Origin of the sequence: Streptomyces sp. NPDC050085 (assembly GCF_044460595.1) — a bacterium.
Taxonomy (GTDB): Bacteria; Actinomycetota; Actinomycetes; order Streptomycetales; family Streptomycetaceae; genus Streptomyces.
Genome location: NZ_JBITJZ010000001.1, coordinates 1,436,278 through 1,456,912, shown reverse-complemented (window position 1 = coordinate 1,456,912; position 20,635 = coordinate 1,436,278). Strand labels below are relative to the sequence as shown.

The window sequence follows — 20,635 nt, the reverse complement described above, 5'->3', positions numbered from 1 at the left end:
GAGCCGGCCTGAGCGCCACGGTGACCGAAGGGCTTCAGGTGCCTGCCCGTACGGCCGCCGCGATGTCCGCCACCGCCTTCGGACCGACCCGGCAGCAGCCCCCGATGAGCCGTGCCCCGGCCCGCTGCCACGCGGTCACCTGCTCCGGGGTGAACGTGGAGCGCCCCCGCCAGGCGCGTGCCCCGGCGTCCCACTCCTCCCCGCTGTTCGGATAGGCCACGACGGGCTTGCCGGTGACCCGCGCCGCCGTCTCGACCGCGGACAACACGTCTTGCGGCGCACAGCAGTTGACGCCGACCGCGATCACCTCGTCGGCGTCCGCGGCGAGGGCGAACGCCTCCTCCAGCGGCTGCCCGGCCCGCGTCCGCTTCCCCTCGGCGCTGAACGACAGCCACGCCGGAACGCCGAGTCCGCGCACCGCCCTCAGCAGCGCCCGCGCCTCGTCGGCGTCGGGCACGGTCTCCAGGGCGAGTACGTCGGGCCCGGCCGCGGCCAGCGCTTCGAGCCGCGGCCGGTGGAAGCGTTCCAACGCGTCGACGCTCAGCCCGTACCGCCCCCGGTACTCGGACCCGTCCGCGAGCATGGCCCCGTACGGCCCGACGGAAGCGGCCACCCACAACGGCCGCCCACCGCCCGCCTGCCGCGCCGCGTCCCGCCCCAACTCCACGCTCAGCGCCAGGAGTTCAGCGGTGCGCTCGCGCCCGATGCCCCGCTTCCCGAACCCCTCGAACGTCGCCTGGTAGCTGGCGGTGATGGCGACGTCCGCCCCCGCCTCGTAGTACGCGCGATGCGCCGCGACCACGGCCCCCGGCTCCTCGGCGAGCAGCCGCGCGGACCACAGCTCGTCCCCGAGATCGTGCCCGGCGGCCTCCAGCTGGTTCGACATCCCGCCGTCGAGGACGAGGGGGGCACCACGGGCCAGGGCGCCGCCGAGCGGGGCGGGGGAGTGCCGGGTCATCGGGTGGTTCCTCTCGTGAGCGCGGGGGACGGACGTCCCTCGCGCCCAAGCTTGCCCTGCCGGGGAGGCCGGGCGCGTCACACCCCATGAACGGCGGTTCGCGCGGCCGAGACGAAGCTGAGGACGGAGTTCCAGAACGGGTCGTAGCACTCGTCGAACGTGTCGGCGGCGTCCGGATCCCCGTCGATCGACGCCACCAGGGCCCGGTAGGGCGGCCGGGTCGCGAGCCGCAGGGCCTCCGCCGCCGCGGCGACGTTGTCGGGGCCTTCCAGTGCGATGACCCAGATGTGGTGCCGAAGCTTCCCGTACTCCTCCCGCAGCGAGGCCCGGACCTCCTTCAGCTGCGGCAACTGCTCGACCCGCGGGCTGCCCGACGCGTAGATGTCGGAGGCCGACCAGTACAACTCGGCCATTTTGTGGGCCTGTTCGATCAGGCTGACATAGGCGGCACGGCGCGCCTCGCTGACCCGCACCACGCGCTGCGTCCGCTCGGTCGCGGCGGCTTGTATCTGCGCCGCCCTGGCGGTCCCGCGGCTCGTCACCCAACTGGCGAGCACGGCTGTCCCCGCCGTCAGGGAGGAGATCCACAGAGCTGAGTCGACCATGTCGAACAGTCTTCCCAGATCCATGGGCCGCCCATGCACGGAGGGCGCACTAGCTCCGCGCCACGTCCCGCACGAACACCAGGCCGTCGCTGCCCGCGAGTTGGGCCGGGTCGAACGGTGCGTAGCCGAACCACGGGGACACCCGGGCCGCGGGCAGCGGGTCGCCGAGGGAAGCGGCCAGGTCGGCGGGGTCGAGAAGGCAGGGGTCCTGCGGGAGTGCGTACAGGTGGCCTTCGAGGGTGTCCGGCGGCGGAGTGTCCACGCCCTGGTGGCGGATCGTGCCGAGGGCCGTGGCCACGAAGGCGTACGCCTCGCCCAGGCGGGCGCTCGCGAGCGCGCCCGCGCTCCACCACGTCACCAGGGGCTGGTCCCACATGCGCATCGTGCTCGGCTCCCTCTGGAGGTGGGAGTTGTGGGCGTACACCAGGACCGGGTCGCGTTCGGCGACGGCGAGGAGGTTCTCGGCCATCATCCGGTCCCGCAGGGCGACGAGGTGCGTCATGCGGTTCGGTGCGGGGTCGGCCATGGCGGAGTGGTAGCGCAGCAGGCCGCTCGCGGTACGCGCGTACAGGCGCGCGCGGTCGAGCTCGTCCCGGGAGGCCGACGCGACCAGGTGCGGCCATTGCGTATCGAGCAGGGTCGTCAAGTCGTCGGCCAGCAGGCGCAGTTCACGTGCCTGCGGCGACCGGCCCACCGACCGCGCCGGGTCCGTCATCGCGGCGGACTCGGTCCAGCGGCCGTCGGGTCCGAGCAGGCTGTCGAGCGTCCGGGCGGTGCAGGGGAGCAGGTCCGCGTCCACGTGGGCGGCGAGGTGGTCGTACAGGGCGCTGAGGGCGTGCCGGGGGCTCTCGGCGCCGGTGATCTCCAGGGGGCCGTCGAACCCGGCGAAGCGGACGTGTTCGGACGCGGGACGGGCCGCGTTGTGCGCGCGCATCCACCGCACGAGCTCCCGGTTGCCCGCGAAGGCGCCCCATCCGTGGCTGAAGCCGTGCTCCATGACCTCGTCGAGCGTGCCCGCGCCCGAGGTGACGTGGTCGTCCACGAGGAGACCCTTCAGGCAGTCGCTCTCCACCGCGATCGTCCGGTAGCCCTCCTCCTCGACGAGTTCGCGGAAGACCTTGTTGCGGAGGTCGAGCAGCGTGTCCTCGCCGTGCGTGGGCTCGCCGAGGGCGAGCAGGCGGGGCCGGGCGGGGAGCAGCCGCAGGACGGCGGCCGCCGAGACCGCGCGGGCGGAGTCCTGGATGGCGATGGTGTCGCTCCTGTTGGCCCTGTCGCTCCTCTTGGCCCTGTTGGCCCTGTTGGCCACGTTGATCTTGTTGATCATCTCGGGAGTCATGCCTTCAACGCTATCGTTGAACTTTCGGTGGAAACTTCTCCGCGATGTCACGCGATACCCTTGGGGTTATGGGGAAAAACCTTAAAAGCCGGGAGCGGGTCGGCGGGCTCAGGCCGGTGGACCTGGCGCGGGCACACGGTCTTTCCACGCAGGCGGTCAGGAACTACGAGGAGGCCGGCATCCTCCCCACCGCCGACCGCACTCCCCACGGCTACCGCACCTATACGCCGCTGCACGCGCAGGCCCTGACCGCCTTCCTCGCGCTGGTCCCCGGCCACGGTCACCGGACGGCGACCGCGATCATGCGGGCCGTGAACGAGGGCGCGGCCGATGGCGTGGTCGAGGATGCGTTCCGCCTCATCGACGAGAGCCACGCCCAGCTCCTCGAGGACCGGCGCACCCTCCGGGCCGTGGAGAACGCCCTGCGTGACCTGGCCCCCGCCCCGCAGCGCGGCGAACCCGGCGGCACGTTCGTCGGGCCCCTGGCGCAGAGCCTCGGCATCAAACCCGCCACGCTGCGCAAATGGGAGGCCGCGGGCCTGGTCCTCCCGCGCCGCGACCCGCGCACCGGGTACCGCGTCTACGACGAGGCCGCCGTGCGCGACGCCCGCCTCGTCCACCAACTCCGGCGCGGGGGCTACCTGTTGGAGCAGATCGCCCCGCTGCTCACCCAGGTGCGCACGGCCGGCGGCCTCGAACCCCTGGAGGCCGCACTGCACGACTGGCACGCCCGACTGGCCGCCCGCGCACGGGCCATGCTGAGCGGCGCCGCCGAGCTGGACGCGTATCTGCGGAAGCGGTCCCTCCCGTCCCGTTGACCTCCCCGTACCACGCCCTTACCTTCTCGATGTTCGTCATGACAGATGCCGTACGACATACCGAACGGCAGGGAACGCGAGGAAGGGCCACCCGCATGCACGTCCCCGAGCTCCAACCCCCCTCTCGCAGGAGCCTGTTGATGACCGCCGCCGCTGCCGGGGCGCTCGCCGCACTGCCGGGCACGGCCCACGCCGCGGCCTCCCGGTACCGCAACCCGCTCGTCGAACAGCGCGCCGACCCGCACATCCACCGCCACACCGACGGCCACTACTACTTCACCGCCACGGCCCCCGAGTACGACCGCATCATCCTGCGCCGCTCCCGCACGCTGCAGGGCATCGGAACCGCCGGCGAATCGGTGATCTGGCGCAAGCACGCCACCGGAGCCATGGGCGCGCACATCTGGGCGCCGGAGATCCACCACATCGACGGCGCCTGGTACATCTACTTCGCGTCCGCGCCCGCAGAGAGCGTGTGGGACATCCGGATATGGGTTCTGGAGAACACCAACCCCGACCCCTTCAAGGGCACCTGGGCGGAGAAGGGGCAGATCCGGACCGCCTGGGAGACCTTCTCGCTCGACGCGACCACCTTCACGCACCGCGGCGCGCGCTACCTCGCCTGGGCGCAGCACGAGCCCGACATGGACAACAACACGGCCGTATGGCTCTCGCGGATGGCGAACCCGTGGACCCTCACCGGTCCCCAAGTCCGGCTCACCACGCCGGAGTTCGACTGGGAGTGCATCGGCTACAAGGTCAACGAGGGCCCTTCGGTGATCCGCCGCCACGGCCGCGTCTTCCTCTCCTACTCGGCCAGCGCCACCGACCACCACTACTGCCTCGGCCTGCTCACCGCGGACGCCGACAGCGACCTCATGGACCCGGCGTCCTGGACCAAGTCCCCCGAGCCCGTCTTCACCAGCAGCGACGCGACCGGGCAGTACGGCCCGGGCCACAACTGCTTCACCGTCGCCGAGGACGGCCGCACCGACGTCCTCGTCTACCACGCCCGCGCGTACAAGGAGATCGAGGGCGACCCCCTGAACGACCCCAACCGGCACACCCGCGTCCAACGGCTCGGCTGGCACAAGGACGGCACCCCCGACTTCGGTGTCCCGGTCGCCGACAGCGCCGTATGACCGACAGTCGACAGCGCTGTATTCGAGTCCGTCACATGAGTCCGTCACATGAGTCCGTCACATGAGTCCCTCACGTGAGTCCCTCATCCGAAGGAGAGCGCCCGACATGCGCCACGCGCGACGTACGTACGCGATGCTGCTCGCCCTGTGCTGCGCCCTCGCCGCCGCGTTCCTCACCGCGGCCCCGGCCCAGGCGGCACCCCTCACGATCCCCAACGGCACGCAGTTCACGGCGACTTCGGGAGACCCCGTGCACGCGCACGGCGGCGGAGTCATCAAGGTCGGCAGCTACTACTACTGGTTCGGCGAGCACCGCGCCGACGACAACACCTTCCAGTACGTGGACGCGTACCGCTCCACCGACCTGAAGAACTGGGAGTTCAGAAACCACGTCCTGACCCGGTCGAGCGCCGCCGAGCTCGCCTCCGCCAACATCGAACGCCCGAAGGTCATGTACAACGCGGCCACCGGCAAGTTCGTGATGTGGATGCACAAGGAGAGCGCCACCGACTACAGCGAGGCGCGCGCCGCCGTCGCCGTCTCCGACACGGTCGACGGCACCTACGCCTACCAGGGCAGCTTCCGGCCGCTCGGCCAGCACATGTCCCGTGACATCACCGTCTTCACGGACACCGACGGCACCGGCTACATGGCCTCGGCCGCGAACGAGAACTACGACCTGCACCTCTACCGGCTCACCGCCGACTACACCGGCATCGCGAGCCTCGTCGCCAACCCCTGGCCCGGCGGCCACCGCGAAGCCCCCGCCCTGTTCAAGCGCGGCAGCGTCTACTTCATGCTCACCTCCGGCGCCACCGGCTGGAGCCCCAACCAGCAGCAGTACGCCACCGCGACCTCCCTCGCGGGCCCGTGGAGCGCCATGCGGAACGTCGGCGACTCGACGACGTACGGCTCGCAGACGGCGTACGTCCTTCCCGTGCAGGGGAGTTCGGGGACCGGTTACCTCTACATGGGTGACCGGTGGGGCAACTCCTTCGGCAGCAACGTCAACGGCTCGCGGTACGTCTGGCTCCCGTTGACCTTCCCGAACTCCACGACCATGAGCATGAGTTGGTCCCCGGAGATCACCGTGGACACGGCCGCGGGCACCGTCACCGGGACGACTGCCACGTACAGCACGCTCGTCGCCCGGCACAGCGCCAAGTGCGCCGACGTCCCCGACCAGTCGCTCCTCGAAGGCGTCGCCGTCACCCAGTACACCTGCAACGGCGGCGCCAACCAGAAGTTCTGGTTCAAGGACCTCGGCGGCGGCTCCTACGCACTCGTCGGCCGGGGCAGCTCCCTGTGTCTGACGGAGAACGCCACGAACGTGACCCAAGAGGACTGCACCGGCGCGAGTGGCCAGCAGTGGACGGCCACGGCCTCCGGCGGCTACTGGACCATCAAGGCCCGCACCACCGGCGAGTGCCTCGACGTGAACGGGGCGTCCACGGCCGACTCCGCGGCGATCATCACGTACGCCTGCAACGGTGGCGCCAATCAGCAGTGGACGCGCGGCAGTTGACGGGAGCCGACACCTAGGCGAGCAGATCGATCGCGTCGATCGACGTCCCCGCGCTGAGGTACGACGTCGTGCCCGAGCCGCTCGCCACGTAGATCTTCAGCGTGTTGTACGTCCCGGCGTCCGTCTGCCAGGCGGACGCCGGAATGCTGTACGTGAACGTGTAGTTGTTGCCCCGGTACGAGCCGACCGTCAGGGAGCGTGTGCTGGGCTGGGCCGGTGGGGACGGGACCGCGGAGGTGTAGGTGTCGTTCACGACGATCTGCGGCCGGCCGTTCGCGTACGCGGTCGTCACGCCTATGCGGAGCGTGTGCGCCGCCGCCGACTGGGCTGCCGTCAGCTTGAAGTAGACGGTGATGCCGCTGTTGACGTCCTTCCAGAGGTAGCACGGGAAGGCCGACGTCTCCGTGCCGCTGCCGATGACGACGTTGCCGGTCCAGGACGCGGCGCGCACGTCGGACGGGTGCGCGTACGTCATCAGGTCCGCGTTCTTGAAGCCGCCGGGCGTGCCGTCCCAGTTGTTGATGCGCCAGATCGCCGTCGCGTTGGAGGGGTCGTTCGTCGACGGGATCGCGATCGTGTTCAGGGTCGTCGTCGCGCCGGCCGTGACCGTCACCGAGCTGGTGTGGACGGCGAGTTCGCCCTTGAAGACGGTGAGCGCGTACGTGCCGGGGAGTGCGTTCGGGATCGAGAAGTAGCCGTCCGACGCGCGCGCCGAACCCCAGTACTGGGCCGCCGAGTTGGCGATCCCGACCGTGTACGCGTACGCCGTGTCGCGGCCCGTGATGCCGACGCCCGCGACCCTGCCGCGGCCGCTGGCCGCGACGTACCCGGAGATGCCGAGCGAGTCCGCCCAGGGCGTGCTGATGTTCCCGTGGTACAGGGCGGACGAGGGCGCGCCGCCGTCCGTGAACGCGATGACGTACGGCCCCTGGAGGCCGAAGCGCTGGGCCTCCGTCTGGTTCTCGCCGTAGTAGAGGATCTCGTACAGGCCGCCGCCGTCCGCGCTCTGGTGGCGCAGCAGCGAGCGGTAGAAGGGGCCGCCGGACGCCTTCTCGTGGTTGGAACGGACCACGTACAGGCCGACGCTGCCCGTCGTCCAGCCCACGTAGTCGTAGTCGATGACGCGCACCTTGGAGTAGTGCTTCGAGCGGGTCTGGCCGTCGGACTTCGCGAAGACGTCCGACGCCTCGATCGTGCTCGTCGTGTACGTGTAGGAGTCCGGCTCGTCGTTGAGGAACAGGCCTGCCTTGACGCGCACGATGTAGCGCGTGGCGCTCACCGACGTGTCGGCCTTGTTCGTCCACACATAGACGTTGTTCTCGCCGCTGCGGGCCGCGTAGTACAGCTTCAGCGTGCCGTACGCGACCGAGATCAGGATCGTCGAACCGGACTGGGCGATGGTCACGGTGGAGGTGCCGAGACCCGACTCGACGTGCGAGTTCTTGCCGCCGTAGCCCTGGTACTCGGTGCCCTTGTAGACCAGGGACGTCAGGTCGCCGTTGGTCTTGCTGACCTTGAAGACGAGGCTCGCGCCGGTGTCGACGACGTAGTTCGAGCCGTCGTCGCGGTAGCCGAACGCAGACGACGCAGACGACGCAGACGACGCAGACGCCGTTGCGGTCGCGGAGAGCGGGCCCACGACCGCGGCGGTGGCGGCCGTCGCCGCGAGCAGCGTGCGCCGCTTGAGGAGGTTGGGGGTGCTTTCGGGCATGGGGGTGCCGTCCTGAGGATGGGGTGGAGGTGCGGATGACTCGGCAGCGTGACAGTCGAACGGCGTTCGCGAAACCCCTTGAAACAAAAGCGACTTAAGAATGTCACCCGTTTCTTTGAATCGTTGCAAGGGGACTAGAAAGCGCTTGCCCGCTCGGCTAGGGTCCTGCGCCGTCGCGTGCACTCGACCGCACTCGACCGCACCCGCCCCGCCGTCCACCCTGAGGAGCACCCCGTCATGAGACGTGCCGCCGCCGTGGCCCTCGTTGTCGCCGCCGCCGGAGCCGCCGGAGCCGCCACCCCGGCGCAGGCCGCTCGCACCCCGCACGGGCTCGCACACTGCACCGGAACCGCGCCCGTGACCTGCCACTTCGACGTGGCGCCCGGAACCTACGACGTACGCGTCGCGCTCGGCGGCGACGCGGCCGGCAGCACGTCGGTCAGCGGCGAGACCCGGCGTGCGCTGCTCGTGGAGACGGCGACGCCCGCCGGTCGCACCGTCCAGCGGTCCTTCACGGTGAATGTCCGCACCCCGGAAGGCGAACCGACCGGCGCCGCGGGGACCGAAGGGCTCGACCTCAGCTTCGCCGGATCGGCCCCCGAGCTTGCATCGATTCAGGTCAGCCCCGCGCGGGCCCGCACCCCGCAGGTGTTCCTCATCGGCGACTCCACGGTCTGCGACCAGCCGGGCGAGCCGTACACCGGCTGGGGCCAGGAGCTGCCGCAGTTCCTCAAGCGGGGCGTCTCCGTCGCCAACTACGCGGACTCCGGGGAGAGTTCGGTGACGTATCTGGAGAACCCGGCGCTCTTCGTGACGGTCGAGCCGCTGATCCACCCCGGCGACCTGGCCCTCATCCAGCTCGCCCACAACGACAAGACGACCGACGGGGCGACCTACCGCGCCAACCTGAAGACGCTGGTCGACCGGGTCAGGGCACGCGGCGGCCGCCCGGTCCTGGTCACGCCGATCGTGCGCCGCTGGTTCAACGCGGACGGCACCCTGAACAACGGCACCGCCCTGCTCGTCAACGGTCTGGGCGTCAACCACCCCGCGGTCATCCGGGAGTTGGCCGCCACCGAGGGCGTACCGCTGATCGACCTGACGGCCCGCACGAAGGCCCGGGTGGAGGAGCTGGGCGTGGAGGGCTCCAAGGCCCTCTACCTCTACAACGAGAAGAAGGACAACACGCACACCTCCGTGCGGGGTGCCACGGAGTACGCCGGGTTCGTCCGCGACGCGCTCCGCGAACAGGGCCTCGTCAAGGGCAAGTTGATCCGCTGACCCGGAAGCCGGTCAACTCTCCGTGGCGAAAGGCACGTTGTGTCCGGATGCCGTCGTGCGTGTCCCGCGCTACCTTGGACACGTGGACTTCCCTCCGGAGAACCGGCTCGCCGCGGCCGTCGTCGCGCTCGGCGGGCGCGTTCTGCTGGTCAGGCGCAGTGAGACCGAGCGTTTCCTGCCCCGCGTGTGGGGCGTGCCCTGCGGAAAGCTCGAGCCGGGCGAGAGTCCGTCGGACGGGGTGCTGCGGGAGCTGAAGGAAGAGACCGGGCTGCTCGGTTCCGTGGAGATGCGGGTCGGCGAGTCCTCCTTCGTCAGCGAGTACCGCGGCCGCGAGGTCAAGAACTGGCAGGACAACTACCTGGTGCGCCCCATCAGCACGCACATCGTGCTGCCGCACGGCGACCAGGCCGCGAAGTGGCTGCTGCCCACCGAGCTCGACACGGTCGAGATCGACGACTACAACCGCGACATCGTGACGCAGGCGCTCCCGTACCTCTGATGCCCGGCAGGCGTCATTCTTCGGTCAACATCCGTGCCAGCGCCTCCAGTTCACCCAGGTACTCCTTCACGTCGAGCGGCGCCTTCGGCACGGCCGGCGCGTGTTCCGCCGCGTCCGCACCGAGGAACACGTCCGTGTGCCGGCGCCGCCGCGCCCCCGTCTCCAGGAACAGCGTCACCGTCGGGCCCGCCGCCGTGCTCCACGCCCGGTGCAGCGTGTGCGCCGGGAGCGCGTAGCTGCTGCCCGCCGCGTACTCGGCGACCTGTGTGAGGCGCAGGCGCGCCGGGCCCGCGGGGACGAGCAGCCAGTCGGCCGAGTTCCGCGCCAGGGACTCCTGGTAGCGGGCCGCCTCCTCGCCGCCGCCCGCGTCGTCGGCGTCGTCCGCGTCGTCTGCGTACAGCTCCATCCGCAGCGATCCGCGCACGATGTGCGAGGCCAGCGGGGAGCGGTGGTTGTGGATGTCCTCGGGGGAGTGCGCCCCCGGATGCCAGATGTGGGCGCGCAGCATGTGGTGCGGGCCGCCGTCGACGAGCAGCAGCTTGTCGAAGCCGAGGACGTGCCGGTACGAGAGCCCCGCGCAGCCCGCCGGGTCGCCGCCGCCCGCGGCGAGGTCCTGCACCAGTTCCGCCAGCGCGTCCGGCGCGCCGAGGCGGGCGACGACGTCGTGCGCCGCCCTGCCGAGATCCGCCTCGGACGCCGTCACGTCCAGGGCGTCGGCGAGCAGCCGCCGCGCCGAAGCCACCTGTCGACCACCCATGCCCACGTCCTCCCCGAACCGCCCGGCCCCCACGCTTCCTATGGCTGATACATCCATAGGGCATGCGCGCGCAGCGCGGAAAGACCTTGATAGGTCATCCACATCGGCCGCCGCAGCTCACCGATGTCGTCGCGCACCCAGGTCCAGATCCCGTCCGTCTGACCGCGCCACACCGCGGCCGCCGCACCGGTCAGCTGCTCCTCCCAGACGGCCCGCGCACCCCGCACCCGAACGACCTCCTGCGCGCCCGGCGTCAGCAGCGCCCGCACCAGCCAACTCGCCGTGAAATGGCGAACGTTCAGGACTTCCTCGCGGTCCGGTTCGTCCGTGCGCGGGCGGCGCACCTCCTCGCGCAGGTTCTCCAGGTCGAGGCATCGGTCGTGGGGTGCCTCCGGGCAGGCGAGCAGCCAGCGCACCCCGCCCTCGCGGGCCGCGCGCGCCGCGTCGCTCTCCTCGCCGAGCACCCGGGCCGTGCGGTCGAGGGCCACCACGGCCTGCGCGGTGTGCAGGGCGGACGACGGGCCCTGCGGTGCGGCCAACCGGTAGCCCCAGCGGGGGAGTTCGGCGCGTGCGGGATCCGGCACGACCCCGGCGACCAGGACGTCGCGCAGGGTGCGCAGCCGGTCCCGCTCGTGGGGCGCCGCCCGCAGCATTCCGCGCAGCACGGTCGTCACGACATGGGTCAACTCGTGGCCCGTACGGTCGAGTTCGCGGGTGAAGGCGGCCGCGCACCGATCGGCCTCGGCCGCGACGCGGTCCGGGTCCGCGCCCGCGCGGGCCAGCGCGCCGAGTACCAGGGCGGTCACCTCGGGTCTGGCCTGCGTGCCCTGCGAGCGCGCCGACCAGCCGCCGTCCGGCAGTCGCAGCGCCCACAGCGTGCGCACCAGCTCTCCGCTGCTGAGCCGCCCGTCGGCGGCGCCCAGGTCCAGCGTGAGATGCAGGCCGTACGCGGTGCCCGTCGCGGTGGGCCGTCTCCAGCCGGGCTCGCCGAGCGAGTGGGTCCAGCCGGTCAGGCGTGCGCCGGTGGCCGGATCGTCCAGGGTGCACAGCTGGGCGGTGAGTGCGGCGTACGTGGCCGACGTCAGCTCCGTCAGCCGCCCGGGGTCCGTCGGTCGCGGGCCCGACTGACGGGTCCGCGCCGCCTGTTCGGCCTGGCGCGAGCGCACCAGGGCGGCGGCGAGCCACACCGCGACGCCCGCGCCGAGCCCGGCGGTCACGGCCACCGAGTACCGCGCGGCATCGCCGCCGAGGCCGCTCGGCAGCAACCCGTACAGCGACTGGAACACGGTGTACGCGGCGGCCAGCGAGCCGAATCCGCCCAGCCAGCCCACCAGGCGCTGCTGCTGCGACACGGTGGGCTCCCTCCCTCCAGAGCTCCACGTGGGTCACGCGCGACTCAAGTGCCTTCAGTCTACGGCGCGTTCGCGGAGGTGGCAGGAGGTACGCCGAGGGCGGAGCCGATTATGAAGCAGTCGCTCCAAAACGTGCTAACGTCCCGACCCGGCCGTCTTTTGAAGCACTCGCTCCAAAACCTGGCGCGCCCGCCACCGCAACCGACCCGCCACCGCAACCGAACGGGAGGGAATCGTGCCGCTCGCCGTGTACGTCCTTGGCCTCGGCATCTTCACGCAGGGCACCTCGGAGTTCATGCTCTCCGGGCTGCTCCCCGGCATGGCCGCCGACCTCGGGGTCTCGATCCCCGACGCGGGCCTGCTGGTGTCGGCCTTCGCACTCGGCATGGTCGTCGGCGCGCCGCTGCTCGCCGTCGCCACCCTGCGCCTGCCCCGCCGCACCACGCTCGTCGCGCTCCAGGCCGTCTTCGTCGCCGCCCATGTCGTCGGTGCCCTCGCGCCCGGCTACGGCCTCCTGTTCGCGACCCGGGTGCTCGGCGCCCTCGCCTACGCCGGGTTCTGGGCCGTGGCCGTGGCGAGTGCCGTCGCGGCCGTCCCCCCGCAGGCCAAGAGCCGCGCCGTCGCCGTGGTCGCGAGCGGGCTCACCCTCGCCACCATCGTCGGGGTGCCCGCCGGCACCGTCCTGAGCCAGCACGCCAGTTGGCGTGCCGCGTTCTGGGCCGTCGCGGGGGCGACGCTGGTCAGCCTCGTGTGCACGGTGCTCGCCGTCCCCGCCGGGCGGCACGCGGGCGCCGCGCACGGACCCGACGCCGTCCGCGCCGAACTGCGCGGCATGGCCCGCCCCCGGCTCTGGCTCTCGTACGCCGTCACCGCCCTGGCCTTCGGCGCGGTCATCGTCACCTTCAGCTATCTCGCCCCGCTGCTCACCGAGGTGACAGGAGTGCCCGAGGCCTGGGTGCCCGCGCTGCTCGCCCTGTTCGGCGCCGGGGGACTGCTCGGCCTCGCCGTCGGCGGCCGCACCGCACACGCCCGGCCGCTCGCCACCCTCGCCTGGGGGCTGGCCGCGCTCGCCGTCGTGTCCGCACTGCTCGCGACGGCGGCCCGCAGCACCGCCGCGGTCATTGGCCTCGTCCTGCTCCTCGGCGTCGCCGGGTACGTCACCAACCCGGCGCTCCAGTCCCGGGTGTTCACGCTCGCGCCGGACGCGCCCACCCTCGTCGGCGCGGGCAGCACCGCCGCCTTCAACGTCGGCAACACCCTCGCCCCGCTGCTCGGCGGTCTCGCCATCGACGCGGGCCTCGGCTACCCGTCCGTGGCCTGGGTGGGCGCGGGCCTGGCCGCCGCCGGGTGTGCGGCGGTGGCGTGGGCGGCACGCCTCGAACGGGCGGCCCGTCAGGGTGTGGAACGCAGCAGGACGAGCGATCCGTCGTACGTCGGCCTGTAGCGCAGGTGGCCGAACGCCTCGTCCCAGGCGCCCGAGCCGAGCGCCCGCCGCAGGGAGCTGTCGGAGCCCTGGCGGAGACGCGGGCCGTCCGAGGTTGCGCCGGAGGCGCCGCCCCGGGGTTTTGTAGCGATGTTCCAAAACCCATAGGGTGGCAGCATGGCCAGGCCACGGCAGTTCGACGAGGACCGCGTCATCGGCGCGGCCATGGACACCTTCTGGCGGCAGGGGTACGAGGCGACGTCCACCCGTGACCTGTGCGACAGCACGGGGCTCGGCCCCTCCAGCCTCTACAACACCTTCGGCGGCAAACGGCAGTTGTACCTGCGCGCCCTCGAGCGCTACCACGCCACCGCCACCGCCCGGCAGCTGGAGATCCTGGCCGCGCCCGGCACCGCCGAGCAGCGGCTGCGCGCCCTGATGCTGGACGCCGTCGACACCGATCTGGGCGCGCGGGAGGAGGACCCGCACGGCTGCTTCGCCGTGAACGCCGCGGTCGAGAGTGCGGCCCTCGACGGCGACGTCAAGAAGGTCGTGCGGCGCACCTTCGACCTGGTCGAGGACGCGATCCGGGCCGTGGTCGCCGAGGGGCAGGAGGCCGGGGAGATCCGCACGGACAGCGACGCGCGGACGCTCGCGCGGCAGGTGCAGAGCTCCTATTACGGGCTGCGGGTGCTGGGGCGGGTCCAGGGGCGTGCGGCGTTGCGCGGCGCTGTGCGGGGGGCCCTTGTGGGGCTGCGGTCGCAGGGTGCGGCCCCGGCCCCCTGAAGGCGTGCGGTTTCGCCGCTGCCGTCAGGGGGCGCGCAGCCATCGGCCGCCTACGGGCGGACCGTGAGGACCAGCTTGCCCGTGACCCGGCCCGTCTCGCCCTCCGCGTGCGCCTTCGCGGCGTCGGCGAGCGGGTACGTGGCCGAGACGTGTGCGCGCAGCTTTCCTGAAGCCGCGAGGTTGGCGATGGCCGTCATGCCCGCCTGGTCGTGCTCCACCAGCATGAACCTGGCGCGCACCCCCAACTCCGAGGCCCGCGCGGTGAGGTCGGACACGCCGTCGGGGAGGATCGACACCAGGATGCCGCCCGGCCTGAGCACCCCGAGGGAGCGCAGGCTGTTCTCGAGGCCCAGGGAGTCCAGCACCACGTCGACGTCCTTGAGTTCGGCCGCGAAGTCGGTGGTGCGGTAGTCGATCACCTCGTCCGCGCCCAGACCGCGGACGAAGTCGTGCTTGGGGGCGCTGGCCGTGCCGATGACGTACGCGCCGCGCGCCTTGGCGATCTGTACCGCGAGGTGGCCGACGCCGCCCGCCGCCGCATGCACCAACACCCGCTGCCCGGGCTGCACTTGAGCGTTGTCGACCAGCGCCTGCCAGGCGGTGAGGGCCGCCAGCGGCAGGGCGCCCGCCTCGACGTGGGTGAGCTCCGCGGGCTTGCGGACGAAGGCGCGGGCCGGGCCCGTCACGTACTCGGCGTGCGAGCCCGCGCCGTACGGGTAGGGCAGCATGCCGAACACCTCGTCGCCGGGCGCGAGGAGCGAGACGCCCAGGCCGACCGCCTCGACGGTGCCGGAGACGTCCCAGCCGAGCGTGAACGGGGGCTCGCCCAGGAAGATGCCGGCCTGGCGGTGCTTCCAGTCCGTGGGGTTCACCCCCGCCGCGTGGACGGCGACGAGGATCTGGCCGACGCCCGGCTCCGGGCGGGCCGCCTCCGCCGCGTGGAGGACCTCGGGGCCGCCGAGGGTGTCCTGCGTGAGCGTGGTCATCGTGTGCTTGGTCATGGATCAAGCCTGCCGTCAGGGTCCTGACCTGGGCAATGGCAAGATGGTCAAGGAGCGATAGAATCGTGCCATGGCCTCGATGGACTTCCTCGCCGACCGCCCCCACCGGGTGGTCGTGCTCGCGCTCGACGGCGTCTACCCCTTCGAGCTGGGCATCCCGAACCGGGTCTTCCCCCTGGTCCCCGGGGGCTACGAAGTGGTGACCTGCGCGGCGACGGACGACCGCACGGTGCGGACCGACGCCGACTTCACGATCACCCTGGGGCACGGGCCCGAGGCGCTGGACAGCGCCGACACGGTGATCGTCCCGCCGTACGACCTGCGGCTCATCGCCGAGGAACTGGCGCCGCCGGTGCGCGCCGCCCTCGCCCGGATCAGGCCCGGCACCCGCATCGTCTCCATCTGCTCCGGCGCGTTCGCCCTCGCCGCGGCCGGACTGCTCGACGGGCGGCCCGCCACGACGCACTGGGCGGTCGCGGACCTCTTCCGACGCCGGTTCCCCCGCGTCCCCCTGGACCCCGACGTGCTGTTCATCGACGACGGCGACGTGCTGACCTCGGCGGGCGCCGCGTCCGGCATCGACGTGTGCCTGCACGTGGTGCGCTCCGACCACGGCAGCGCGGTCGCCAACCGGGTCGCCCGGCACTGCGTCGTGCCGCCCTGGCGCGACGGCGGGCAGGCCCAGTTCATCGAGCAGCCCGTGCCCGACGAGGGCGACACCGGCACGGCCGCCACCCGCACCTGGGCCCTGGAGCGCCTCGACCAGCCGCTCGCCCTGCGGGAGCTGGCGGCGCACGCCCGGATGAGCCCGCGCACGTTCGCCCGCCGCTTCCAGGAGGAGACGGGCACGAGCCCCGGCCGCTGGCTGATCCAGCAGCGGGTGCACCGGGCCCGTCACCTCCTGGAGGCCACCGATCTGCCGGTCGACCGCATCGCGGCGGAGGTCGGCTTCGCCACGGGCACGTCGCTGCGCCAGCACCTGCACGCCGCGATCGGCGTCTCGCCCCGGGCCTACCGGCAGACGTTCCAGGTCACGCGTTGATCACGCTTGGATGTTGATCCCGTTCAACGGCACGCCGTCGGCGAGGAGTTGCTTCGCGAGCGCGTACCGGGCATCGCCCTTCGCGTTGTCCGCCACGAGGCCGTCCGCCGCGGCCCGGTCGTAGTTGCCGCGGACGTCTACACGCCGTCCGGCCACTCCCACCGCTCCAGATCCTTCAGCCACGCCCGCGCGTTGCCGTCGGACGGTGCGCGCCAGTCGCCGCGCGGGGAGAGCGATCCGCCGGCCGACACCTTCGGGCCGTTCGGCATCGCCGAGCGCTTGAACTGGGCGAAGGCGAAGAAGCGGCGGCAGAAGTACTCCAGCCACTTGTGGATCTCCGCCAGGCCGTACGCGTTCCGGTCGGCCTCCGGGAAACCGGGCGGCCAGGCACCCGCGTCCTTCTCCCGCCACGCGTGCCACGCCAGGAAGGCGATCTTCGAGGGGCGCAGGCCGTAGCGCAGCACGTAGAAGAGCGTGAAGTCGTGCAGCGCGTACGGGCCGATCTTCGACTCGGTCGACTGCAGTTCCTCGCCCGGCACCAGCTCGGGGCTGATCTCGGTGTCGAGGATCGCGGTGAGGATCTTCCCGGCCTCGTCCCCGAACTGCCCGCTGCTGACCACCCACCGGATGAGGTGCTGGATGAACGTCTTCGGGACGCCGCTGTTCACGTTGTAGTGGCTCATCTGGTCGCCGACGCCGTACGTGCACCAGCCGAGCGCCAGCTCGGACAGGTCGCCGGTGCCGAGGACGATGCCGCCGCGCTGGTTGGCGAGCCGGAACAGGTAGTCGGTGCGCAGACCGGCCTGCACGTTCTCGAAGGTGACGTCGTACGCCGGCTCACCGTTCGCGAACGGGTGGTCCATCTCCTTCAGCATCAGCCGCGCCGTGTCGGTGATGTCCAGCTCGGCGGCGGTGACCCCGAGGGACTTCATCAGCGCGTGCGCGTTGGACTTGGTGTGCTCGCCGGTCGCGAACCCCGGCATGGTGAACGCCAGGATGTCGCTGCGCGGCCGGCCCGCCCGGTCCATGGCCCGTGCGGCGACGATCAGCGCGTGCGTCGAGTCGAGACCGCCGGACACGCCGATGACAACCTTCGGGCCGCCGATTGCGCCGAGCCGCTGCACGAGGCCCGAGACCTGGATGTTGTACGCCTCGTAGCAGTCCTGGGCGAGGCGCTCGGCGTCCGCGGGCACGAAGGGGAAGCGCTCGACGCGGCGGCGAAGGCCCAGGTCCGTGCCGGTCGGCGGGGCCAGCTCGAAGGAGACGGTGCGGAAGTCGCCGGTGCGCGCGGCGTGCGTGCGGCGGTTCTGGTCGAACGTGCCCATCCGCTGGCGCTCCTGGCGCAGCAGGTCCAGGTCGACGTCGGCGACCGCGGACTGCTCGCCGAGCGGGAAGCGGTCGGTCTCGGCGAGCAGTACCCCGTTCTCGTAGATCATGGTCTGTCCGTCCCAGGACAGATCGGTGGTCGACTCCCCGAGCCCGGCCGCCGCGTAGACGTACGCGCCCAGATAGCGCTGGGACGCCGAGCGGCACAGCAGCTTGCGGTCCTCGGCGCGGCCGACGGTGATCGGGCTGCCCGACAGGTTGAGCAGCACCGTCGCCCCGGCGAGCGCGGCCTCGGCGCTCGGCGGCACCGGCACCCACATGTCCTCGCACACCTCGGCGTGCAGTACGAGCCCGGGTACGTCATCGGCGGCGAACAGCAGGTCCACGCCGAACGGGACGTCCGTGCCGCCGACGCGGATCGTGCCGCCGCGCTCGTCGTCACCCGCGGCGAGCTGCCGGGGCTCGTAGAACTCGCGGTAGTTCGGCGGGTACGACTTCGGGGCGACGCCGAGGATCCGGCCGCGGTGCACGACGACCGCGCAGTTGTAGATCCGGTTGCGATGGCGCAGCGGGGCGCCGACGACGAGCACGGGCAGCAGCTCGGCGGAGCCGGCGACGACGGTCGCCAGGGCGCTCTCGACGTCGTCGAGCAGGGCGTCCTGCAGGACGAGGTCCTCGATGGAGTAACCGCACAGGCCGAGCTCGGGGAAGAGCGCGACCGCGACGCCCTCCTCGGCGCACTGGCGGGCCTGGCGCAGGATCGCCTCGGCGTTGGCGGACGGGTCCGCGATGGCGGCGTGGCCGGTGCACGCGGCGACCCGCGCGAACCCTTGGGCATAGATCGACCGGAAGTTCACCGCTCCATCATGTCAACCGCGCCTGACCGGTGCGCGCCGGGACCCGGGCGGCCGTCACGCGACCTGCCCGGAACCCGGAAGGCGGCCGGGGTCACAGCAGCCGGTCGACCAGCCCGTCCACGTACTCCGGGGTGAGCTCGCCCACGCCGAACAGGACGCGGATGTACATCGGGGCCATGACGTGGTCGAAGAACTCCTGGGCGTCGGGCGGTTGTTCACCGCGGGCGCGGGAGCGGTCGAGCATGGAGTCGAACTGGCGCCGGCGTTCCGCCAGGAGGTCGTCGCGCGCCTGCAGACCCTGCGGGCCGTTGCCGGACAGGGCGACGGTCAGGCGGAGCAGGGCCAGACCGTCGGGGCCGGTGATCTCCCGGGCCACGTTGGCCGCGTAGGTGTGCAGGTCGCCGGTGAGGCTTCCGGTGTCGGGCATCGGTGACCGCGTGTTGAGGCGGGTGAGCGTCACCTCGGCGAGCAGCGCCTCCAGGCTGCCCCAGCGCCGGTAGACGGTGGTGTCGGCCACGCCCGCGCGGGCCGCGAGCTCGCCCACGGTGAAGCCGCCGTAGCCGCGCTCGCCGACCAGTTCGGTGACGGCCTGGTGCACTGCCGCTCCGATGCGCGCGCTGCGTCCGCCGGGGCGCCGGGTTCGCTGTTCCTCGTTCATGCTCTCCGCCATGCCCTCCACCTTAACGCAGTTAGTAGTTGCGTTTACGGGGTGGGGCCGTCTATGGTTCCCGCTAACGCAGTCAATCGCTGCGTTTAGCCGAAGAGGGGGCTTCATTGGACACGCCGAACCGGGCGACCTTGCTCGCGGTGACCTGCCTGGGGCAGTTCATGGTGTTGCTCGACAACACGATCGTGGGCGCCGCGCTGCCCGACATGCAGCACCGGCTGCACACCCAACTGACCGGTCTGCAGTGGATCGTTGACGCGTACGTGCTGCTGGTCGCCATGCTGCTGCTGTCCGGCGGCGTCTTCGCCGACCGCTTCGGCCGCAAGCGCGTGTACCTGACCGGCGTCGCGGTGTTCACCGCCGCCTCCGTGGTGTGCAGCGTCGCGCCCTCGGTCGGCTGGCTGGTGGCGGGCCGCGTGCTGCAGGGGATCGGGGCCGCCGCGCTGAGCCCCGCCTCGCTCGCGCTGCTGGTGGCCGCGTATCCCGTACCGCAGGAACGGGTCAAGGCGATCGGGCTGTGGGCCGGGTTCAGCGGCATCGGCATGGCCGCCGGGCCCGTGGCGGGCGGGATCCTGGCGGACACCTTCGGCTGGCCCGCGATCTTCCTGGTCAACGTGCCCGTCGGCCTGGTGCTGCTGCTGATGGGCCGCCGGGTCCTGACCGAGTCCCGCAACCCGGAGGCATCCGCCCTCGACATCCCGGGGACGGTGCTGTCCGTCCTGGCGGTGGGGACCTTGACGTACGCGCTGATCGAGGGCGGCGCGCGCGGCTGGACCTCGCCCGTGATCCTGGGCGGCTTCGCCGTCTCGGCCGCGCTCCTTGCCGCGTTCGTCGTCGTCGAGAGCCGCAGCCCCGCCCCGATGCTGCCGCTGCGGCTGTTCCGGCAGCGGCTGTTCACCGTCTCCAACACCGCGATGGTCGCGGTGGGCTTCGCGCTCATGGGGTCGTCGTTCTTCTTCTCCCAGTTCTTCGTGTACGTCCAGGGCACCTCGCTGCTGCAAGCCGGACTGCGGACCCTGCCGATGTCGCTCGCGATGGTGGTCGTCAGCCCGTTCGCGGGCCGGCTCGCCGCCCGGTACGGCTTCCGGGCCGTCGTCGCCGGCGGCCTCGCGCTGGCCGGGCTCGGGCTGCTCACCCTCGGCGTGGTGCACGCCGACACCGGCTACGCGAACGTGTGGTGGCGCCTCACGGCGGTCGGCGTCGGCTTCGCCCTGACCCTGTCCCCGCTGACCGGCGCCGCCGTCCTGGCGGTCAGCCCGCAGGAGGGCGGCCTCGCCTCCGGGGTCAGCAGCACCACCCGGCAGATCGGCGCGGTGCTCGGCGTGGCGCTGCTCGGGGCCGTGGTCCGGTCCCGGCAGTCCGGCGGCGCCTCCTTCGAGGCGGGCCTCGACAGCGCCTTCGTCGTGGCGGGCATCGTCACCCTGGCGGGGGCCGTGTTCACCGGCCTTTGGCTGGTCACGTCGGGTCCGGCACCGGCACCCGCCCCGCAGGGACGCCCCGCAGAGGCGAAATCGACTGGCCTCGCCGAGGCGGTTCGGCCAGAGTGATC

At 72.0% G+C, this 20,635-nt stretch carries 19 protein-coding genes; 9 read left to right on the top strand and 10 right to left on the bottom strand.

What is annotated here, in order from left to right:
* Nucleotides 1-34: 34 nt before the first annotated feature.
* The 3 genes from mmuM to ACIBUY_RS06335 all read right to left on the bottom strand — a co-directional run bounded on the left by mmuM (nucleotide 35) and on the right by ACIBUY_RS06335 (nucleotide 2,899).
* Nucleotides 35-958, bottom strand: coding sequence for a homocysteine S-methyltransferase (gene mmuM / locus ACIBUY_RS06345; protein ID WP_399151944.1), 924 nt, complete (start codon nucleotides 956-958; stop codon nucleotides 35-37).
* Between the two features lie 77 nt (nucleotides 959-1,035).
* Nucleotides 1,036-1,563 (bottom strand): hypothetical protein, encoded by a 528-nt coding sequence (locus ACIBUY_RS06340; protein ID WP_399151943.1) that lies wholly within the window; start codon nucleotides 1,561-1,563, stop codon nucleotides 1,036-1,038.
* Nucleotides 1,564-1,612: 49 nt separating this feature from the next.
* On the bottom strand, nucleotides 1,613-2,899 hold the full coding sequence (locus tag ACIBUY_RS06335; protein ID WP_399151942.1) for an erythromycin esterase family protein: 1,287 nt from the start codon (nucleotides 2,897-2,899) through the stop codon (nucleotides 1,613-1,615).
* A gap of 68 nt (nucleotides 2,900-2,967) precedes the next feature.
* On the opposite strand from ACIBUY_RS06335, the gene ACIBUY_RS06330 reads away from it, so the two are divergent.
* From ACIBUY_RS06330 to ACIBUY_RS06320, 3 genes are all read left to right on the top strand, one after another.
* Complete coding sequence (locus ACIBUY_RS06330) at nucleotides 2,968-3,717, top strand: TioE family transcriptional regulator (protein ID WP_399151941.1); 750 nt, start codon at nucleotides 2,968-2,970, stop codon at nucleotides 3,715-3,717.
* Between the two features lie 140 nt (nucleotides 3,718-3,857).
* Nucleotides 3,858-4,859, top strand: a complete 1,002-nt coding sequence (locus tag ACIBUY_RS06325; protein WP_399151940.1) for a family 43 glycosylhydrolase — start codon at nucleotides 3,858-3,860, stop codon at nucleotides 4,857-4,859.
* 106 nt (nucleotides 4,860-4,965) lie between these two features.
* Nucleotides 4,966-6,384: an RICIN domain-containing protein gene (locus ACIBUY_RS06320; protein WP_399151939.1), complete on the top strand. Its 1,419-nt coding sequence runs from the start codon at nucleotides 4,966-4,968 to the stop codon at nucleotides 6,382-6,384.
* 13 nt (nucleotides 6,385-6,397) lie between these two features.
* Here ACIBUY_RS06320 and ACIBUY_RS06315 read toward each other — a convergent pair whose 3' ends face one another.
* Nucleotides 6,398-8,095: a rhamnogalacturonan lyase B N-terminal domain-containing protein gene (locus ACIBUY_RS06315; RefSeq protein ID WP_399151938.1), complete on the bottom strand. Its 1,698-nt coding sequence runs from the start codon at nucleotides 8,093-8,095 to the stop codon at nucleotides 6,398-6,400.
* 237 nt (nucleotides 8,096-8,332) lie between these two features.
* Here ACIBUY_RS06315 and ACIBUY_RS06310 point away from each other — a divergent pair, with 237 nt between their 5' ends.
* Nucleotides 8,333-9,376 (top strand): rhamnogalacturonan acetylesterase, encoded by a 1,044-nt coding sequence (locus ACIBUY_RS06310; RefSeq protein ID WP_399151937.1) that lies wholly within the window; start codon nucleotides 8,333-8,335, stop codon nucleotides 9,374-9,376.
* Nucleotides 9,377-9,458: 82 nt separating this feature from the next.
* Nucleotides 9,459-9,875 (top strand): NUDIX hydrolase, encoded by a 417-nt coding sequence (locus tag ACIBUY_RS06305; protein ID WP_365566894.1) that lies wholly within the window; start codon nucleotides 9,459-9,461, stop codon nucleotides 9,873-9,875.
* A gap of 13 nt (nucleotides 9,876-9,888) precedes the next feature.
* Here ACIBUY_RS06305 and ACIBUY_RS06300 read toward each other — a convergent pair whose 3' ends face one another.
* Both ACIBUY_RS06300 and ACIBUY_RS06295 read right to left on the bottom strand, forming a co-directional pair.
* The gene (locus ACIBUY_RS06300; protein ID WP_399151936.1) at nucleotides 9,889-10,632 is read right to left on the bottom strand and encodes a hypothetical protein; all 744 of its coding nucleotides are present in this window, start codon (nucleotides 10,630-10,632) and stop codon (nucleotides 9,889-9,891) included.
* Nucleotides 10,633-10,670: 38 nt separating this feature from the next.
* Complete coding sequence (locus tag ACIBUY_RS06295; RefSeq protein WP_399151935.1) at nucleotides 10,671-11,984, bottom strand: hypothetical protein; 1,314 nt, start codon at nucleotides 11,982-11,984, stop codon at nucleotides 10,671-10,673.
* Between the two features lie 235 nt (nucleotides 11,985-12,219).
* Between ACIBUY_RS06295 and ACIBUY_RS06290 the strand changes: the two genes are divergently transcribed.
* Both ACIBUY_RS06290 and ACIBUY_RS06285 read left to right on the top strand, forming a co-directional pair.
* Nucleotides 12,220-13,428 (top strand): Cmx/CmrA family chloramphenicol efflux MFS transporter, encoded by a 1,209-nt coding sequence (locus ACIBUY_RS06290; protein WP_399151934.1) that lies wholly within the window; start codon nucleotides 12,220-12,222, stop codon nucleotides 13,426-13,428.
* A gap of 156 nt (nucleotides 13,429-13,584) precedes the next feature.
* Nucleotides 13,585-14,193, top strand: coding sequence for a TetR/AcrR family transcriptional regulator (locus ACIBUY_RS06285; RefSeq protein ID WP_399151933.1), 609 nt, complete (start codon nucleotides 13,585-13,587; stop codon nucleotides 14,191-14,193).
* A gap of 50 nt (nucleotides 14,194-14,243) precedes the next feature.
* Here ACIBUY_RS06285 and ACIBUY_RS06280 read toward each other — a convergent pair whose 3' ends face one another.
* On the bottom strand, nucleotides 14,244-15,194 hold the full coding sequence (locus ACIBUY_RS06280; RefSeq protein WP_365566889.1) for an NADP-dependent oxidoreductase: 951 nt from the start codon (nucleotides 15,192-15,194) through the stop codon (nucleotides 14,244-14,246).
* 70 nt (nucleotides 15,195-15,264) lie between these two features.
* On the opposite strand from ACIBUY_RS06280, the gene ACIBUY_RS06275 reads away from it, so the two are divergent.
* Nucleotides 15,265-16,236 carry a GlxA family transcriptional regulator gene (locus ACIBUY_RS06275; RefSeq protein WP_399151932.1) on the top strand — a complete coding sequence of 324 codons (972 nt, stop codon included), beginning with the start codon at nucleotides 15,265-15,267 and terminating at the stop codon, nucleotides 16,234-16,236.
* On the opposite strand, the gene ACIBUY_RS06270 is transcribed toward ACIBUY_RS06275, so the two are convergent.
* From ACIBUY_RS06270 to ACIBUY_RS06260, 3 genes are all read right to left on the bottom strand, one after another.
* Nucleotides 16,237-16,392, bottom strand: a complete 156-nt coding sequence (locus ACIBUY_RS06270; protein ID WP_399151931.1) for a hypothetical protein — start codon at nucleotides 16,390-16,392, stop codon at nucleotides 16,237-16,239. It abuts the gene before it with no gap.
* Nucleotides 16,374-18,419 (bottom strand): NAD(+) synthase, encoded by a 2,046-nt coding sequence (locus ACIBUY_RS06265; RefSeq protein ID WP_365566886.1) that lies wholly within the window; start codon nucleotides 18,417-18,419, stop codon nucleotides 16,374-16,376. Before ACIBUY_RS06265 ends, ACIBUY_RS06270 begins: the two co-directional genes overlap by 19 nt.
* A 91-nt stretch (nucleotides 18,420-18,510) precedes the next feature.
* On the bottom strand, nucleotides 18,511-19,077 hold the full coding sequence (locus ACIBUY_RS06260; protein ID WP_365567006.1) for a TetR/AcrR family transcriptional regulator: 567 nt from the start codon (nucleotides 19,075-19,077) through the stop codon (nucleotides 18,511-18,513).
* 116 nt (nucleotides 19,078-19,193) lie between these two features.
* Between ACIBUY_RS06260 and ACIBUY_RS06255 the strand changes: the two genes are divergently transcribed.
* The gene (locus ACIBUY_RS06255; protein ID WP_399151930.1) at nucleotides 19,194-20,633 is read left to right on the top strand and encodes an MFS transporter; all 1,440 of its coding nucleotides are present in this window, start codon (nucleotides 19,194-19,196) and stop codon (nucleotides 20,631-20,633) included.
* Nucleotides 20,634-20,635 lie beyond the last annotated feature (2 nt).

Bases quoted from the DNA above. Each gene is read 5' to 3' on its own strand.
- mmuM (WP_399151944.1), bottom strand. From the start codon at position 958: ATGACCCGGCACTCCCCCGCCCCGCTCGGCGGCGCCCTGGCCCGTGGT.
- ACIBUY_RS06330 (WP_399151941.1), top strand. From the start codon at position 2,968: ATGGGGAAAAACCTTAAAAGCCGGGAGCGGGTCGGCGGGCTCAGGCCG.
- ACIBUY_RS06340 (WP_399151943.1), bottom strand. From the start codon at position 1,563: ATGGTCGACTCAGCTCTGTGGATCTCCTCCCTGACGGCGGGGACAGCC.
- ACIBUY_RS06275 (WP_399151932.1), top strand. From the start codon at position 15,265: ATGGCCTCGATGGACTTCCTCGCCGACCGCCCCCACCGGGTGGTCGTG.
- ACIBUY_RS06315 (WP_399151938.1), bottom strand. From the start codon at position 8,095: ATGCCCGAAAGCACCCCCAACCTCCTCAAGCGGCGCACGCTGCTCGCG.
- ACIBUY_RS06325 (WP_399151940.1), top strand. From the start codon at position 3,858: ATGACCGCCGCCGCTGCCGGGGCGCTCGCCGCACTGCCGGGCACGGCC.
- ACIBUY_RS06280 (WP_365566889.1), bottom strand. From the start codon at position 15,194: ATGACCAAGCACACGATGACCACGCTCACGCAGGACACCCTCGGCGGC.
- ACIBUY_RS06260 (WP_365567006.1), bottom strand. From the start codon at position 19,077: ATGAACGAGGAACAGCGAACCCGGCGCCCCGGCGGACGCAGCGCGCGC.
- ACIBUY_RS06335 (WP_399151942.1), bottom strand. From the start codon at position 2,899: ATGACTCCCGAGATGATCAACAAGATCAACGTGGCCAACAGGGCCAAC.
- ACIBUY_RS06320 (WP_399151939.1), top strand. From the start codon at position 4,966: ATGCGCCACGCGCGACGTACGTACGCGATGCTGCTCGCCCTGTGCTGC.
- ACIBUY_RS06285 (WP_399151933.1), top strand. From the start codon at position 13,585: ATGGCCAGGCCACGGCAGTTCGACGAGGACCGCGTCATCGGCGCGGCC.
- ACIBUY_RS06310 (WP_399151937.1), top strand. From the start codon at position 8,333: ATGAGACGTGCCGCCGCCGTGGCCCTCGTTGTCGCCGCCGCCGGAGCC.
- ACIBUY_RS06300 (WP_399151936.1), bottom strand. From the start codon at position 10,632: ATGGGTGGTCGACAGGTGGCTTCGGCGCGGCGGCTGCTCGCCGACGCC.